Here is an 18664-nt window from a genome sequence, read left to right on the forward strand (position 1 = left end):
TTATAAAATATCATCTTTTTCTTTTTTTGTTTCTATATTAATACTTTTTAATTTTTCTTCTAAATTTTCATATCCTCTTTCTATATGATAGATTCTATGAACATTAGTTGTACCTCTAGCTATAGCTCCGGCAGCAACTAAAGCAGCACCGGCACGCAAATCGCTAGCCTGTACATCAGCACCTGATAACTCTTTACCGCCGTTTACAACTATATCTGAAGTATTCAACTCTATATCAGCACCCATACGAACAAGTTCCGGTACATGGCTGAATCTATCAGGATAAATACCCTCTATAAGCTCACTCTTACCTTTTATAGTGCATGCTAATGTTGTATAAATAGCCTGCAAGTCTGTAGGAAAGCCAGGATATGGCAAAGTTTCAACCTTAAAAGGCTTTAACTCTTTACCAGAAGCATCTATTTCTATAGTATTTTCTGTAGTTTTTATATCACATCCTATATCTGAAAGCAAATCTAATACATAAGTTAAATGTTTAGGCTCTGCATTTTCAAGCTTCAGTTTACCTCTTCCGGCAGCAGCTATTGCCAAGAAAGTACCTGTTTCTATTCTATCTGGTATTACAGTAAACTCAGCACCATGAAGACCGTCAACACCTTCAATAGTTAAAGTATCAGTACCGCCGCCTGTAATTTTCGCTCCCATAGCATTAAGCAAATCAACCAAGTTAGTACATTCAGGTTCTTTTGCTGCATTTCTTATTATAGTAGTACCTTTAGCCAAAGTAGCAGCCATCATAACATTATCAGTACCCAATACTGTAGGCCCGAATTTACCTGACAAGTCCATATCAGCGCCTATTAAATTATCATCTACTTTAGCATCTATATATCCTGCTGTTATATCTATTTTAGCTCCCAATGCTTCCATCCCTTTCAAATGCAAATCTATCGGTCTTGGTCCAAAAGCACATCCTCCTGGATATGATACTCTACAATGTTTCCTTTTAGCTAGTAATGGTCCTAATACTATTATAGAACCTCTCATCTTTTTAACTAATTTGTAAGGAGCTTCCTCACTTTTTCCGTTATGAGATATTATTACAGTTGTATTGTTTTTAAAATCTACTTTTTTACCCAAAGGCTCTAATATATTTATAAGAACATGTACATCTACCAAATCAGGAACATTATGAAGTATAACAGGCTCATCTGTTAAAATGGATGCAACAAGCAAAGGCAATGATGCATTTTTTGATCCTGATACCTTTAATACTCCCCCAATATTGTTTGAACCTTCTATCACATATTTATACATATATTTTCCGCCTTTTAAAGAATAAAAATTCCGCTTTCCTTATGTTCGGAATAATAAAAAAAGCCTTGATAAATTTTATTCATATATTATGTAAATATTCTGTAATCATAATATAAATAGGCTTAAATATATAAAATTACAATTATCCATAATCATATATTTTCAATCTAGTTAACTCGTGCGGTATATTCTTCACAATTTTTTAAAAAACTTGGGCGGGGGCCGTAATTTCTGATTCAGCTTTAAATATAATTAAAACTAAAATTCAAAAAATAGTGACAAAGCATAAAGTGCGTGTATATAAATAAAATTTTAAATTTTTTATCAACTTTTCCCGCAGCAAAAGTGCAAAAATATATTTTATTTGAAACCTTATTATGAAGTAAATATTATATTTACAATAATAATGAATTAAAAAGTATAAAGGGTGGGCAAATGTAATTTAACTTTAAAACCTTAATTACATACCCTGCCCCTTTATCTTATATACATAATTTTAAAATTATAATTCAAATTTATCTTAATAATTTAATAATAAAAAGCATACCCGCCCAAGCTTTTATTAGTTTTTTAATATATTTATCATATTAACATAATATTTTTTTATAAATTTGGTTTTAATAAAAATATAATTATGATATAATATATCTAACAATTTTATTAGGAGTAGGATGGAATATTATGACATACATTAAATTGAACAAAGAATATAAAGATGAAATAGTATATGAGACTATGCTTAAAATGGGATTTTTACATTATTTTAATACTAACTATTATTATAATAATAAAGGTATTCAATTCAAAAATGATGCTGAATATACTTTCATAGGTTTATTCTTATCATTTGATAATAATATACTTACTATTAATCATAATCATAGTATTTTATATTTATCAGAATTTTTAACTAAGCATAATATAACTAAATTAACAGATATAGAGCCTTCTTCCTTAATAGATGTAGAATATGAGGGAAAAGATCCTTATTACTGTTTTTCAAAATTAAATAATATTACGCAAAAAGTTATTATTACATTTATTGCTGAATTTGATAGAATTTACAGCGGTCTTGCAAAATAATTTAAAGAAAAGCGGTAATAACTAAAAAAATATAAGACATACAATTTTTGTCTTCTTCATATAATTCTAAAATAAAAATATAATAGCAATATATTAAAAATTATGATATGATTAATTTTCATCATAATAATATAAAAGGCTTAAATAAATGATAAATATCGCTATACTTGGAAGACCGAATGTTGGCAAATCTACACTATTTAACAGATTTGCAGGAAGAAGAAAATCTATAGTTGACCCTATGGCCGGAGTTACTAGGGATATAAGTATAGCTAAAACATATATTGATGATATTGCATTCAATGTTTTTGATACAGGCGGACTACTTGATGTAAGTGATGACACTTTAAATGAAAAGGTAAGAGAAAAAGCATTAAAAACTGCATTAGAAGATTCGGATATACTTTTATTTTTAGTAGATGCACATCAAAGCCACCCAGATGACAGACATTTCATTAATATAATAAGAAAATCCGGAAAACCTATAATACTTGTTATAAATAAAGTAGATGCTGATTCTCATAATAATTTAGTAAGCGAATTCTATTCATTAGGAATAAAAGATGTATCTATAATAAGTGCCGAGCATAATAATGGTATTGATGATTTAAGAGAAAAAATATTAGAAGTTCTTGAAAGAAACGGATTTGATTTAGAAGCTGAAAGAGAAATATATAAAAATAATAATCCTAATATAACAGATGAAAATAATAATACAATAGAAATTGAAGATATAGATGAAGATTTTGAAGAAGAATATTATGATGATGATTTAGACGAAGAAGATGAAGAAAATTACAATAATAAAAAAGAAAAATCAAAACAATATAGACTCGATGAATATATAGCACAAAAGAAAACAATCAATATAGCAATAGTTGGAAAGCCAAATGCCGGAAAATCCACTTTATTAAATACATTAATAGGAAAAGATAGAAGCATAGTTTCAAATATTGCAGGCACTACAAGAGACGCCATAGATGAAACATTTAATTTCAAAGGCGATGATATTTGTCTTGTAGATACTGCCGGAATAAGAAAGAAAAAAAATGTTAATACTGATGTTGAATACTACAGTGTAAACAGAGCAATAAAGGCAATAGAAGCATCTGATGTTTGTATATTAATGCTTGATGTTTTTGAAGGGCTTACAGATCAGGATAAAACTATTGCCAATCTTATAATAGAAAGAAGAAAAGGAATAGTAATAGCAGCAAACAAATGGGATATAAGAGAGAAAGGAACTACTTGGAATGATTATGAAGCATATATGAAAGATACTTTCCCTGTTCTTAATTATGCTTTTTATGCCAGAGTTTGCGCCAATAGAAAAAACGATGCTGAGAAACTTTTATCTTTAGCAGTAAGGGTAGCAAAAACTAGAATGCAAAGATTTGAAACTCATGCACTCACAGAAACTATGGTAAGAGCAACCAGAGAATATTCAATATCTGCAGGCGGAAATCCTTTCAAAATTTTCTATGTAGTTCAAACAGGAGTAAATCCTCCGGCTTTTGCTGTATTTTGTAATCATCCTCATAAATTGAATTCGCATTATAAAAGATATTTAGAAAATAGATTCAGAGAGATGTTCGACTTCAGAGGAACACCAATTATACTTAATTTCAGAAAAAGAGGCAAAAAATTTGGAGGTTAAAAATATGTTAGTAAAAATTATAGTAAGCATACTCGTTTCATATATAATCGGAGCAATACCATTTTCATTTATAATAGGAAAAATAAATGGACATGATGTTAGAAAAGAAGGAAGCGGTAATCCTGGGGCCAGCAATGTACTTCGCGTATGCGGTAAAAAAGCTGGAATCGCTGCTTATATTTGCGATATAGGTAAAGGTATGGTTGCTGTTATTGTACCTGCATTCATATTATCAAGTATTATTTCTACTCATAGCTATATATTAGTGGCATGTGCTGTTGCCTCTATACTTGGGCATGTATTTTCTATATTCTTAGGATTTAAAGGCGGTAAAGGTGTTGCTACTAGTGCTGGTTCTATGTTTATGCTTGCACCTGTAAGTTTAATTATTACTATGGTATTTTTCTTTATAGGTTTATTTGCATCAAGAAAAACTGTTGCTATAGGATCAACTTTTGGAGCTATTGCCTTTCCTATAGTTTTAAGTTTTTTATATTTCAAAGCTAACTTTTTATACAGAATATTTTTTAATATAAACTATATTATTCTTCTTCCTATAGCTATACTTCTTGCTATATTTATAGTAATAAAACATATACCTAATTATAAAAGAATGCTCAAAGGCGAAGAAAATAGTTTTTCAAAAAAATAATAAAATTAGTTGTATATAAAAATTATAAAAGTAATTATTTCTTTTTTAGTAATTACATTATTGAAAAGCTGTTCTAATTCCAGTGAAAATAAAAAATCAAATGAGTATTCATTAATAATAACACAAACTGTAATATAAATGGAACTATTAATTACAGAGCAGAATATATTATTATTGATAATACAATGATAAAAAATTAAATTGTTAAAATACTATTTACAAAATTAGAAAAAGTATTAATATTTATAGATAATGAAATTATTTAGGGGCTAAATTATGAAACATTGTATTAAAATTCTAAGTCTATCTTTTATATTATTATTTATTTTAAGCTGCGGAAATAAAAATGATCCTATAGAAAATTTAAAGGGAACAGCTAGATATGAAGGAACTTTAATGACCACACAAAATACTAGACAGCTTGAAACAAACAAAGGCACTTTAATTGTTAATGAAGATAGTTCAATAGAAATCATTATAGAAGGTGGAAATATACGTTATAGTAAAGTAACCATATCAAAAGAAGAATTAACTAAAGTTGATGAGGCTTCATATACCGCAGAGAAAGATGGAAATAAATATTCTTTTGCTTTTTATGACACCTACATGAATTTAACAATCAACAATACTGATAATACAACAACAAATGGAAAACTTTCAAAAATTAGTTAAGCTGATTTTTATTATTGTTTAATTCATAATTCAAACATATATTTAAAACTTTGCTCTGGATGCGGTGAATACACGATAAATTTAAAATCCGCTTGGGTGGGCAGCAAAAAATTCTAATTAAGTAAATGAGAAATTAAAAGTTTCTACTGCAAAGTGATACTTTAAATATAAAGGGTGGGCAAATGTAATTAAATTTTCAAACTTAATTTACATACCCCGCCCTTTATTCTTTGTTGATTTATTTTTTAATCATAATTTAAATTGTTTTATTGCTTAATTAAAAAAGCACACCCGCCCTAGCTTTCATTAAATTTATAATTTATTTAGTATTATCCTGAAGGCTTTTTAAATGCTTTATTTCTATAGCTACCATTATAATAGTAACTAGCAAAGCAGCTCCGTCAGCAATAGGACCAGCATACATTACACCGTCTATACCAAATATTCTAGGAAGTATAATTATTAAAGGCAAAAGAAATAAAGTCTGTCTAGTTACAGCAAGGAATGCACCCTTAAATGCTTTTCCTAAAGAACTAAAGAATGTACCAGTTACAGGCTGTGCCGCATTGATTATCATAAGCATCATAAATATTCTCATATACTTTTCAGAGAACTGAAAATAAAGTTCGCTTCCGTCACCGAATATAGAAACAATTTGTCTAGGGAAGAATTGAAATAATAAAAATGCAATGAATGTTATAGCACTTGTTATTATGATAGTATATTTATATGTTTCAATAACCCTATCATAATTTTTAGCTCCATAATTAAAACCTATTATAGGCTGACTTCCTTGAGAAGCTCCTATAACAAATGACATTACAAGCATGTTAACTTTCGCTACTATTCCGGAAACTGCTAAAGGTATATTACCGCCGTATATAGAATTACTTCCATAATAGCTAAGTACATTATTCATAACAATTTGAAGAATCATCATAGATAAGTTACTGAATCCTGCAGAAGCACCTAATGCAAATATTTTTAATATTGATTTGAATTCAGGTATAAAGCTTTGTTTTTCAAATTGAATATTTTTAAATTTGAATATGTATGCAAAAGCTATAAAGAAAGATACATACTGTCCTATAACTGTGGCAAGTGCAGCACCTGCAATACCCATTTTAAATACAAATATAAATAAAGGGTCTAGAATAGTATTAACAATAGCACCGCTTAAAACTGAAGCCATAGAATATTTAGGACTTCCGTCTGCTCTTATGGTATAACTCATAACCATAGAAAATATATAAGCTGTAAATCCAAAAGAAGTTATATCGGTATATATTACTGCATAATCCAAAACCTCTTTTGTTGATCCGAATGCTATCATCAATTTTGTATTGAATATCTTTACCACTATTGATAATATAATACCAAATACAAATGATAAAGTAATACTGTTTCCAATGATAACAGAAGCATGTTTATTTTCACCTTTTCCTAGCAGTATGCTGTAAAGAGAAGCTCCTCCAACACCTAGAAACAATGATATAAATATGCATATTATAGTGAGAGGGAAAGCCACATTAGTTGCGGCATTCCCATTGATTCCCACTCCTTGTCCTATAAATATTTGATCTACTATATTATAAAGAGAACCCACAAGCATTGATATAATACTTGGAGTTCCATATTTAAAAAGAAGCCTATGTATCTTTTCATAATACAAAGGGTTTGATGAAACTGACATATATAAATCCAATAAATATATTAAATAACCTCAATAATTATAAAGTATATTTATTTTTCTTACATTTTCAACAATTTCAATTACTTTTATTCTTTTCAAGTATTTTTAATTTTTTTATTTCTCTGCTTACTAATATATAAAAATATAATTATAAACTATTTTTATTTATTCTATATTTGATTTAAATAATAATATATTATATAATAAATAATATGGATAATTTAATTAATATGAAAGTCAAGTCAAGTCAAGTCAAGTCAAGTCAAGTCAAGTCAAGTCAAGTCAAGTCAAGTCAAGTCAAGTCAAGTCAAGTCAAGTCAAGTCAAGTTAAGTCAAATAAATCATTATACTTTAATTATATATCCAATACCATAGTTGGAAATTATTTTTTTGGAGGCATAAATGTATCATATTCCTAATAGTGAAGAAGTAGAAAAAATTATAAATAAAATTGTTTGGTGGATACCTTTTAAGAATTGCAGAAATTTAATTAGAGCTATTCTATTAAAAATATACAATATTGATGATAATATCATACGTTTAGAAAATGTTATTATATATAACAATTCTATTGCAATGTCTAAATTGATACTGGACAAACTTGGTATAAAAAAAGAATATTATAATATTTTATTAGATATAAATGAAAATGACATTTGTATAGACTGCGGTGCTAATATGGGGCTTTTTACAAGGCTAGTTGATGTGCAAAAAGGAATATGCTATTCTTTTGAGCCAAATACATCATTATATAATCATCTATCAAAAAGATATAAAGATTCTAAATATATACATATATATAATAATGCTGTATCTAATAAAAATGAAAAAGTAAAATTTTTCACATCTGGTGATAATTATGTTAATGATCAAGCTTTTACTATGTCCTATGAAATGACAGATAATTATATTGAAGTTGATTCGATAAAATTTTCTGATTTCATAAAAAATGACATATTAACAAAACATGATTTTATATACTTAATAAAAATTGATATAGAAGGTGAAGAGTTTAATGTTTTGGAAGATCTAATAAATGAAAATATTTATAAAAAAGTAGGTTATATATTCGTCGAAACTCATGAAAGATTTTTCGAAAATGGAGAAGAACGGCTAAATAAAATAAAAAAATTGATAGAATATAATAATATAAAAAATATATATTTAGATTGGATTTAATTATTATAATTTTTCTTCATATTTTTTAAATTTTTTATTTCTCTGCTTACCAATATAACAGTAACGATTAAAGCAGCTCCGTCAGCAACAGGTCCTGCATACATTACTCCGTCTATACCTAATATTCTAGGAAGTATTATTATAAGAGGAAGTAAAAATATAATCTGTCTTGTCATAGATATAAATGCTCCTTTGAATGCTTTTCCTAAAGAAGTAAAGAATGTACCTGTTACAGGCTGAATACCATTTATCACCATTAATGCCATATATATTCTCATGTATTCTTCAGCAAAATGAAAATACAATTCGCTTCCGTCCCCGAATATTCCTACAATCTGTCTTGGTAATAATTGAAATAGAAGAAAAGCTATAAAAGCCATAATAGTTGTTATTGTTATAGTAAGCTTATATGTCTTTATAACTCTGTCATAATTCTGAGCCCCATAATTAAAACCTATTATAGGCTGGCTTCCCTGAGATGTACCTATTATAAAAGCCATTACAAGCATATTTACTTTTGAAATAATGCCTGCCACAGCCAAAGGAATATTTCCGCCGTATATGGAATTAGTACCATAATAGCTGAGTACATTATTCATAGTGATTTGAACGGCCATCATTGCTAATTGATTAAAACCTGATGATGAACCTAAAGAAAATATTTTCAATATGTTTTTAGGATCAACTTTAAAATTATCTCTTTCAAAAGTTATATGTTTGAATCTGAATAAATATCTGAAAACTATAGCAAATGAAATGAACTGTCCTATTATTGTTGCAAGTGCCGCACCTGATATACCCATATCAAATTTAAATATTAAAATAGGGTCTAATATAGTATTTACAATGGCACCTGTAAGAACTGACATCATAGAATATTTAGGGCTTCCGTCAGCTCTTATTATATGACTCATCATCGTAGAAAATATAAATGGTATAAATCCGAACGCTGTTATATTTGTATATTCTATTGCATAAGGTAAAACCTCTTTTGTAGAGCCGAACATAACCATAAAATTTTTATTAAACAGTTTTACTATCACTGTAAATATAAAACCTAATGCCAAAGCAGATACTACAGCATTTCCTATAAAAGTAGCAGCTCTTTTATTATTACCTTGTCCTAATAATATGCTGTACATTGAGGCACTTCCAAATCCATGAAACAATGCTATAGACATACAAATTATAGTAAGAGGAAAAGCAACATTAGTGGCGGCGTTTCCATTAATACCTATTCCTTGGCCTATAAATATTTGATCTACTATATTATATAAAGAACCTACAAGCATTGATATAATACTTGGAGTGGCATATTTAAAAAGAAGTTTATATGGTTTCTCATAGTATAGAGGATTAGAAACTACATCATTATTCATAAATAAAATCCGTTATATAAAAATAATTCTATTAAGTATATTTTATTTTTCTGTTTTTTCAATAATGTAATTTTCAAATTGAATATATAAATAATTTTCTTTATGCTTTACGAAATATATTTTTTACTATATAATTTTTATAAAATTAATTGGGTGTTTTTATATGATAACAAAAAGAATAATTCCATGTTTAGATGTAAGAGATGGAAGAGTTGTAAAGGGCACTAACTTTGAAGGATTAAAAGATGTTGATGATCCTGTGGAGCTTGCTAAATATTATAATAATTCTTTAGCTGATGAGCTCGTATTTTATGATATTACAGCTTCTTATGAGGGAAGAAAATTATTTGTAAACGTACTTGAGAAAGTTGCCAATGAAATATTTATACCTCTTACAGTGGGAGGCGGAATAAACACTATAAAAGATTTTGACATGGTTTTAAAATCCGGAGCTGATAAAGTAAGTGTAAATTCCGGAGCTATAAAGAATCCTGATTTAATAAGGGAAGCCGCTGAAAAATACGGAAATCAATGTGTAGTTCTTTCTATAGATATAAAAAGAGTTAATGGAAAATATTCTGTATTTTCTAAAGGCGGAAGAGAAGACACTGGAATTGATGCAATTGAATGGGCTGTAAAAGGCGAGAAAAACGGAGCAGGAGAGCTTGTAATAAATAGTATTGATACGGACGGAGTAAAAAACGGTTTTGATATAGAATTGCTTAAAGAAATAGCTGATAATGTTTCTATACCTTTAATCGCTTCAGGAGGTGCAGGAAACATGGAGCATTTCAAAGATGTATTTCAGGTTAAAGGTGTTGATGCTGGGCTTGCTGCTTCAATATTTCACTTCAAAGAAATAGATATTAAAGAATTAAAAGAGTATCTTCAAAAAAATAATATCAAGGTAAGACTTTAAATTTTTTATATATTTTAACTTTTTTACCGCACGGTGAATACGTTTTTATTTGTTATTTAAATTATAATTCAGGACGCATATATGTTAAAAATTTATTTTAGAGTGCGTTGTATAAAGTCATAAATTTAAAAAACTCTTGGCTGGGAAGCTAAAAATTCTAATGAGATAATAAAGAATTAAAAAGTTTATATTATATATAAAAACTATGAGCCTTGAGGGTGGGGAATGAAAATAAGTTTTAAAACTTAATTACATACCCCACCCTTTATTATTATATGTATTAATTTGCAATTATAGTTTTTTTATATTTAAAGATTTAATCTGTAATTATAACACCCGCCCTAGTATTTATTATATTTAAAAATTTATTTAACGTACGGTGAATGCATTTTTATTTACTATTTAAATTATGATTCATAATTAATTTATATTTTAAATTTTACTCTGCGTGCGATGAATGAAGCTATAAAATCAATTATGAATTAATCTCATTTTCCATCATATTTTTCTTCTTTGTTGTTCTATAAATATAGATATACATTATTGCTGACAATAGTATAGAAACAACATCTGCTATAGGCTGAGACCATATTATACCATTAATTCCAAAAAATTTTGTACCGAAATATATTGCAGGCACAAATGCTATTCCCTGTCTGCATACTGATAAAATTAAAGAAGGCAATGCTTTTCCTAATGCCTGAAATGTTGATATGAATACGAACTGAAATCCTATAATAGGAGCTACTGAATATGCCGCTATTAAAAATTTAGAACCATATTCTATAACTTCATCATTCTTTATGAATATTGCTATAAGCTCTTTTGAGAATATAAAAGCAAAAATTAAAAATATTATTCCTGACACAAAACTAAATAAGCATGAAAGTTTTATTGAGGCATTCATTCTTTTATAGTTTTTGGAAGCATAATTATATCCTATAAAAGGCTGTACTCCCTGCCCTAATCCTATGAATACCAAAAGAACAAGCATGAATATTCTTTGCGAAACTCCAAGACCTGCTACTACATTATCATTATATTTAGATGCAAAATTATTTATTAAAATATTTGCTATGCTTATTAATACATTGTTCATAAACACAGGAAAGCCTATTGAAAATACATTATTTAGTATATCTTTTGTTAATGCAAAATCTTTAAATCTTATTGAAAGAAAACTGCTTTTTTTAGCTATATGCCAAATATAATATAATGTAGAAGAAGCATTACCTATTATAGTGGCAAGAGCAGCACCAGCAACACCTATATTCATATAAAGAATCATTATTGGATCTAATATGATATTTATTATAGTACCAAGCATCATACCTATCATAGCTTCTTTTGAAGAACCTTCAGAACGTACAATCTGCCCCAATGACATTTGACAAACTACAAATACAGCTCCGAATGCCACTATAAGTAAATAGTCTTTAGCAAATTTATATGTATTTTGGCTTGCTCCTGATAATTTCAGTATCTTATTTAAAAATACCAAAAAAACTATCATACATACAAATCCAGTAATAACACTTGCAAAAAATGCAAAAGATGAAACCTGCTTTGCCTTATCATAATTTCTTGCACCTAAACTTCTTGATATATAAGAAGCTCCACCTATTCCGTATATAGATCCAAATGACATAAGAACCAAATAAATAGGCATAGTCAAAGAAACGGCAGCTACCTGATTAGGATCATTAGTCTGACCTACAAAAAAAGTATCTACCATATTATAGAATACGTTAACAAGCATTCCTAGTATGGTTGGAAGAGCCAAGGTTATTAATGCTTTATATACCGGATAATTTTCAAATATATCTATTTTCTTATCGTTCTGATTCATAATATTTTCCCAAAAAAGTAAAGAGTATTATATTACATTTGATTTTTATTATCAAGCATTAATCAAGTGAGAATTTAGCTATAAACCTAATAAAAACTTGGGCGGGTATTAACATTTCTGTATTGGCATTGAAGAAAAGTAAAATAATAATTTCACAGTAAAATACAAAAGAATAAAGGGCGGGGTATGTAAATAAAATTTTTAACTGTAAAAGCTAATATATTTATATTAAAAAATTATTCTATGTTATAAAAATTACAATTTTTAACCAGAATTTCCAATTTTATTCTAATTTTCATAGCAAAATATTATATTTACAGCCAATTTTATAGTATTTGTAAATATATTTTACATTTATTCTTACCATATTACCTATTTATGTATTATACGTATTGTAATACTGTGTTTTTTATTTAGTTTTGTAAATTTATTGTAAATTATTCGTAAATAAATATTGCTTAATTTTTACATTCTGCTATAATTATAAATGTAAAGAGATTTTACAATATACACTGTAAGGAGATACAATATGACTAATAGCTTAAACCTTTTTATTAAAATTACACCTAGCCAATTACCTGAGAATATTAGAAGATTTATCGCTTCTAATTACAGCAAAGCTAAAATCGTTTATATTGATAAAGTAAAAGATCAATATGAAATTAAATTAAACAATGGTATTTATATCAACTTTGACAAAAACGGAAGTTGGAACTATATAAGCAGCGACGATAAATTATCTGAAAATATACTTCCAAAAACTATAGCTAGCAAAATTAAAAACATAATGAAAAAATATAATAATGCTTATGTTTTTGAAATCAGCAAAAGAATAGAGTTCTACAGAGTAAGATTAACTAATTCTTTAGAAATTAGAATAAAAAATAACGGACAATTAATAATGGCATAACTTTTATCATTTTGTATCTCTTTAAAGTGATTAATATATAAGGCTTGAGTCTTTAATTAGATTCGAGTCTTTTGTTTTATAAATTCCATTACATTTGCCCGCCCTCTAGGCTTATTATTCAAATCTGAAATTTGCACTTATAGTTTCTTATTATCTAATTAGAATTTTTTGCTGCCCGCCCAAGCTTATTTTAAATTTAGAATGCATACAACGCACGCAGAATAATATTTAAAATATATACTAATTAAAAATAATAGTTTAAATAATAAATTAAAATCAGTTCACCGTGCGATTAATGAAATTCAAATAACAAATTCAAAAACTCATTTTGACAAAATATATTCATTCTAGTATAATTAAATAAAAAAAGAGATATACATATATGCAAGAATTATTTTTATTTCCAAATTATAAAGCAAAAAATAGTTATCTGAAAAATAATTTTAATAAATATACTTTGGATATAACTAATTATCAAACACTTCATCAATATTATAAAAGCAGCAAAGAAAGATTTTTTGAGAATTACAAAATAGAAAATAATGTTCAGGATATAGATGAATCAATAGCTATAATCAATATCCACAATATATTATTTCAATATAAAGAAAAAAATAAAGAAGCATTAATATCAAAACAAAATACAACTTATGAACTAGCATATACTTTATATAAACTCATAGAAGAAATAACATTGGCTAAATTTTACGGATTTAAATTAGAAAAGTACAATAATCTTAAAGATATAAATGCAATAATAAATCTATATAAAGAATACAATAAAGAAAATAATCTATTAGATGAATTTGATATTTTCGAGCTTTTTATAAAATCTATAGAAAATAAGGAATTAGAATTTTTAAATACTTATAAATCTATAACGATTTATAATTTTGAAAAAATTCCTCCTTTGCATTTGATATTTCTAGAATCTTTAAAAAAGCATTATAATAAAAATATAAAAGTTGTAATGCCTTATGATATGGAAAAACATTTTAATAATTATAAATCATTCTATCAAGGCATTGATAATTTTGAAATAAATAAAACTTCAATTTTTTCTAAGGCTTTAATTGGAGAAAATAAAGATATAAAAAAATATAAAGATAAAATAAAGTTTATATCCGGATTCGGTGCTAAACAGGAAGCCGATACTGTTATTGATGAAATAATTAAACTTATAGACAGCGGAGTTAATCCTTATGATATAGGCATAATATTTTCAGATATTAAATTATACAGCGATATCGTTTCAAGCAGATTAAAAGAATGCCAAATAAAATTTAATGAAAGAAGATCCAACTTTATATGGAAAGTTCCTATAATACCTGTACTCACTTCAATATTTTTGATATTAGATAAATATAACGGTGAAATAGATGTAGATACTCTTATAAAAATATTATCTTCTACATATATAAAACTTGATGGAGTTACTCCATATAATATAAGAGATTTGATTTATTCTTATGAGGATTTCAACTCTATAGAAATATTTTCAAAAATGTCTTTCAAAGATTTTAAAAATAAAATTTCTAAAAAGTTTGAATATAATGATGCTTCAAAATCTATAACAGCATTTTTGGATTTATTAAATAATCTTGTATCAAAAAAAAGCTATAAAGAAATAGGGCTTGCATATATAAATATTTTGAAATTCTTAAATATAGGAAACATAGAAAACATAGAAGATAAAAATGAGTATTCCTACAGAGACAACGAAGCATTAGCTTTATTTATTAATCTTATACTTGAAATAGCATATACAGAAAAACTTGAAAATATAGATAATCAGGATATAAGCCATTTTGATTTTCATGCAGCTTTAAATACAATTTTAAGGGACAAATCTATAGGCGAAGATCAAAATAAAGATATCACTCTTACAGTAAGTAATTTATATGATGCCAGAGGTTTAAAATTAAAGCATATATTCATATTAGGAATGAATAATGATTTTATTAATAGAAGACCTAATGCATTTTTTATAAGTGCCAAATTAAGAGAAGCAATAAATAAAGAAAATAAAAAAATAGTTTTCAATACTCAAAGCTATTTATCAGATATTCATTATGCTTTATTTTTGAATATATTATCTTCATGTTATGAGGATAGTAATATTTATTTCTCATTCAGATTCAAAGATGAAAAAGGAAATTTAGAAATTCCATTTTATTATATAGAAAATCTATATAGAGAATTATATAATGAAGATTTTAAATTTGAAAATTTAGAGAAAAACGGACTCATATACAGAAAAGAATATATACAAAAAGAAGATAATATTCATACAGATAAAGAAAATCTTATGAGCCTATTTTTATATAATGATATAGCTTATAAAATTGATAATGCAGAAAATATCATAGATCTTGTTTATCATAAGCAAAATAAAAATATGCATTATGATTTTAATAATAATGAAGATGTAAAAAATTTCTTTTTAAATATTTTAAAAGAGAAAGTATCCGTTACAACTTTGCAGGCTATAATGGAATGTCCTGCCAAATTCTTCTATTCAAGATTGTACTCAAAAGAATCTGTTGAGTCAAAAATACAAGGCATAAATTATATGGATAGAGGAAGAGCATATCATAAATTCTTTCAAGATTTTTATAAAGAAGTTAAAAGTAAATATTCAGATGAAGGCTGCCATTTAATAGAAAGTGAATTTAATAATTACTGCAATATAGCAAATCAAGTTGTAGATGATCATATAAATGAATTAATAGATTCCTATTCATCAAAGGATTTGGAAGAAAAGTATTTATTAGAATATAAATTTGATTTAAATGTTATAAGAGAAGAAGCCTTAAATGTTATGTCATATTTTATAAAAAAAGAAATCATAAATAATAAATTAAAAGAAGAAGATGAAGGCTGTTTTTATATACCTCAATATTTTGAAAGATACATAGGAAGCAAAGAAGATTTTATAATATATCAGAATAAAGATTTATCTATAAAAATAAAAGGTATAGTTGATAGAATTGATTTTAGTTACTCTGATAAAGAACATAAAAATATAAATGGAGTTAGAATAGTTGATTATAAATCAAGTTATAAAATAGAGGAAGCCAAAGGAGAAACTAGAAAAGATATTATAAGAGAAACTATAAGAATATATTTACAGCCTATCTTATATTTAAAATATATACTTAGTCAATATATTAAAAAAAATATAGAGAAAAAAATAAAACATTGCGAGGTAGTATTTACAGTATATAAAGAAAAAGAAGTTATAAATGAATCCCAGGAAATAAATCAAATGTATAATGACAGGGATATGCTTTTATCTATATGCGGATATATTGATGGTGAGTATAATTTGAATGATTATTTCAATGAAGTATTTGATAAGATTTTAGCTGGAGAATTAGTTTATATTTCAAATAGTACAAATTGTACAACCTGTTATAATGCCCCTTACTGCGAAAAAGTATATAAAAAAGATGATGATGAGAATTGATTATAACTTTTTAATTGAAATATTTTATTATTTACTATAATATAATCTGCATAATTAATATATTAAAAGGAATGTTTTTATGAAAAGGATTATTGTAACAGGAGGAGCCGGTTTCTTGGGTTCACATTTATGCGAAAGATTATTAAATGAAGGAAATTATGTAATATCTATAGATAATTTTTTTACAGGAAGCAAAGAAAATATTAAACATTTATTAGATAACAAAAATTTTGAAAGCATAAGACATGATATAACAGAACCTATACATATAGAATGTGATGAAATTTATAATTTTGCCTGTCCTGCATCACCTATACATTACCAAAGAAATCCTATACATACTTTTAAAACAAGCGTTTTTGGTATAATAAATATGCTTAATTTGGCAAGAGATTGCAATGCTAGAATACTTCAGGCATCAACAAGTGAAGTTTATGGTGATCCTTTAGAACATCCACAAAGAGAAAATTATTGGGGACATGTTAATCCTAATGGAATAAGAAGCTGTTATGATGAAGGAAAAAGAAGTGCTGAAACTTTAATGATGGACTATCACAGACAGTACAATACAGATATAAAGATAATTAGAATATTTAATACTTACGGACCTAGAATGAATGAACATGACGGCAGAGTAGTTTCTAATTTTATTATACAAGCTCTTCAGAATATACCTATAACAGTTTATGGAGATGGAAGCCAGACTAGAAGTTTCTGCTATTGCGATGACTTAATAGAAGGTGCTGTAAAAATGATGAATTCAGATAATTTTATAGGTCCTGTTAATTTGGGAAATCCTGCTGAAATGACAGTATTGGAATTTGCTCAAAAAATCATAGAAATGACTAATTCAAAATCTGAAATAATTTATAAAGATCTTCCTAAAGATGATCCTATAAAAAGACAACCGAATATTACATTAGCCAAAGAAAGACTTAATTGGAAACCAGAATATAAATTGGAAGATGGATTGAAAAAAACTATAGAATATTTTGATAATTATTTAAAAAATAAATAATTTAATATAAAAGTATAATTTGTATAATAAACTATTTATTTAGTATAAATAATTTCATTTTTTATTTTTCTAATATTTTATGTATTTTTACAGTGATATATACAATTCTATTATTTAGTAAAAATAAATTACAATTTAATTATAAATTATAAATAATTTTTTATAATTTATAATTAATGTAAGTATTATGTAAATTATTTTATTTCTTCATAAAAATATAATATGAAATAAATTTTCACTTTTTCTTTATAAATGTTATATTTAATACATAGAAAATATAAGGAAATAAGAAATGAAAGCAAAAATATTTTTAATAATAATGATAATTTTATTTGCCGTATCATGTGCAAATAATAATCCAGCAAATCCTGTTCAAAATAATAATGAAACAAAAAACACAGAAAATAATGCTAATTCAGGAAATACAAGCAGTAATTCAGGTAACACTTCTTCTAATGATAATGGCAGTGATAATGAAGGTACAGGAATAAATAATAATGGTGATAAGCCAACTATTGAGGCATTAAATGGTATTGTAGAATATAAAGGGAAAGCTCAATTAACTACTAAAGGTTTAGATGGACATCGTCTTACAGGTCCTGAAGATATTGGTGAGATATATGTAGATATTTATGAAAAAGAAAAAGCAGCTCTAGTACATGTTAATGGTATTTTTAGTTTTAAAGATATTAAATTAGATAATGCTAAACATACATATTATTCAAGTGATGAAAAAGGTGATTATACATTAACAATGACAGTTAGAGATGATTCTATAACAGACTTTCAAATTATAATATATTTTAAGGGTGATAATTATAGATCTTATGTTACATCTGCAAAATTAGAAAAAATTATAAGAAATTAATTTTCCATTAAGAAATAGTTAAAAGTAGGCTTTATATT

General features: G+C 26.3%; 14 protein-coding genes. 10 read left to right on the forward strand and 4 right to left on the reverse strand.

The window, feature by feature from the left end; genetic code table 11:
- On the reverse strand, positions 1-1278 hold the full coding sequence (gene murA, locus BRSU_RS12415) for a UDP-N-acetylglucosamine 1-carboxyvinyltransferase (protein WP_048595887.1): 1278 nt from the start codon (positions 1276-1278) through the stop codon (positions 1-3).
- A 681-nt stretch (positions 1279-1959) separates the two neighbouring features.
- Between murA and BRSU_RS12420 the strand changes: the two genes are divergently transcribed.
- From BRSU_RS12420 to BRSU_RS12435, 4 genes are all read left to right on the forward strand, one after another.
- Positions 1960-2361, forward strand: coding sequence for a hypothetical protein (locus BRSU_RS12420; protein WP_048595889.1), 402 nt, complete (start codon positions 1960-1962; stop codon positions 2359-2361).
- Between the two features lie 148 nt (positions 2362-2509).
- Entirely contained in the window at positions 2510-4018 is a 1509-nt protein-coding gene (gene der, locus BRSU_RS12425) for a ribosome biogenesis GTPase Der (protein ID WP_048595891.1), read from the forward strand.
- A 4-nt stretch (positions 4019-4022) separates the two neighbouring features.
- A complete protein-coding gene (gene plsY / locus BRSU_RS12430) occupies positions 4023-4670 on the forward strand; it encodes a glycerol-3-phosphate 1-O-acyltransferase PlsY (RefSeq protein WP_012671240.1) in 648 nt (215 codons plus the stop codon).
- Positions 4671-4946: 276 nt separating this feature from the next.
- A complete protein-coding gene (locus BRSU_RS12435) occupies positions 4947-5342 on the forward strand; it encodes a hypothetical protein (protein ID WP_048595893.1) in 396 nt (131 codons plus the stop codon).
- 319 nt (positions 5343-5661) lie between these two features.
- On the opposite strand, the gene BRSU_RS12440 is transcribed toward BRSU_RS12435, so the two are convergent.
- The gene (locus BRSU_RS12440) at positions 5662-7035 is read right to left on the reverse strand and encodes an MATE family efflux transporter (RefSeq protein WP_048595895.1); all 1374 of its coding nucleotides are present in this window, start codon (positions 7033-7035) and stop codon (positions 5662-5664) included.
- Positions 7036-7437: 402 nt separating this feature from the next.
- On the opposite strand from BRSU_RS12440, the gene BRSU_RS12445 reads away from it, so the two are divergent.
- The gene (locus BRSU_RS12445; RefSeq protein ID WP_048595897.1) at positions 7438-8214 is read left to right on the forward strand and encodes an FkbM family methyltransferase; all 777 of its coding nucleotides are present in this window, start codon (positions 7438-7440) and stop codon (positions 8212-8214) included.
- Here the strand turns inward: BRSU_RS12445 and BRSU_RS12450 are convergent.
- Complete coding sequence (locus BRSU_RS12450; protein WP_048595899.1) at positions 8211-9593, reverse strand: MATE family efflux transporter; 1383 nt, start codon at positions 9591-9593, stop codon at positions 8211-8213. The genes BRSU_RS12445 and BRSU_RS12450 overlap by 4 nt on opposite strands.
- A 163-nt stretch (positions 9594-9756) precedes the next feature.
- Between BRSU_RS12450 and hisF the strand changes: the two genes are divergently transcribed.
- Positions 9757-10512: an imidazole glycerol phosphate synthase subunit HisF gene (gene hisF / locus BRSU_RS12455; protein WP_048595901.1), complete on the forward strand. Its 756-nt coding sequence runs from the start codon at positions 9757-9759 to the stop codon at positions 10510-10512.
- A 475-nt stretch (positions 10513-10987) separates the two neighbouring features.
- On the opposite strand, the gene BRSU_RS12460 is transcribed toward hisF, so the two are convergent.
- Positions 10988-12361, reverse strand: a complete 1374-nt coding sequence (locus BRSU_RS12460; RefSeq protein ID WP_048595903.1) for an MATE family efflux transporter — start codon at positions 12359-12361, stop codon at positions 10988-10990.
- A 529-nt stretch (positions 12362-12890) separates the two neighbouring features.
- Between BRSU_RS12460 and BRSU_RS12465 the strand changes: the two genes are divergently transcribed.
- The 4 genes from BRSU_RS12465 to BRSU_RS12480 all read left to right on the forward strand — a co-directional run bounded on the left by BRSU_RS12465 (position 12891) and on the right by BRSU_RS12480 (position 18626).
- Entirely contained in the window at positions 12891-13271 is a 381-nt protein-coding gene (locus BRSU_RS12465) for a PepSY-like domain-containing protein (protein WP_048595905.1), read from the forward strand.
- A 382-nt stretch (positions 13272-13653) separates the two neighbouring features.
- The gene (locus tag BRSU_RS12470; protein ID WP_048595906.1) at positions 13654-16740 is read left to right on the forward strand and encodes a PD-(D/E)XK nuclease family protein; all 3087 of its coding nucleotides are present in this window, start codon (positions 13654-13656) and stop codon (positions 16738-16740) included.
- 79 nt (positions 16741-16819) lie between these two features.
- Positions 16820-17758, forward strand: coding sequence for a UDP-glucuronic acid decarboxylase family protein (locus BRSU_RS12475; RefSeq protein WP_048595908.1), 939 nt, complete (start codon positions 16820-16822; stop codon positions 17756-17758).
- A gap of 292 nt (positions 17759-18050) precedes the next feature.
- Positions 18051-18626 (forward strand): hypothetical protein, encoded by a 576-nt coding sequence (locus BRSU_RS12480; RefSeq protein WP_048595910.1) that lies wholly within the window; start codon positions 18051-18053, stop codon positions 18624-18626.
- The last annotated feature ends 38 nt before the right edge of the window (positions 18627-18664 follow it).

Origin of the sequence: Brachyspira suanatina (assembly GCF_001049755.1) — a bacterium.
Classification (GTDB): Bacteria; Spirochaetota; Brachyspiria; order Brachyspirales; family Brachyspiraceae; genus Brachyspira; species Brachyspira suanatina.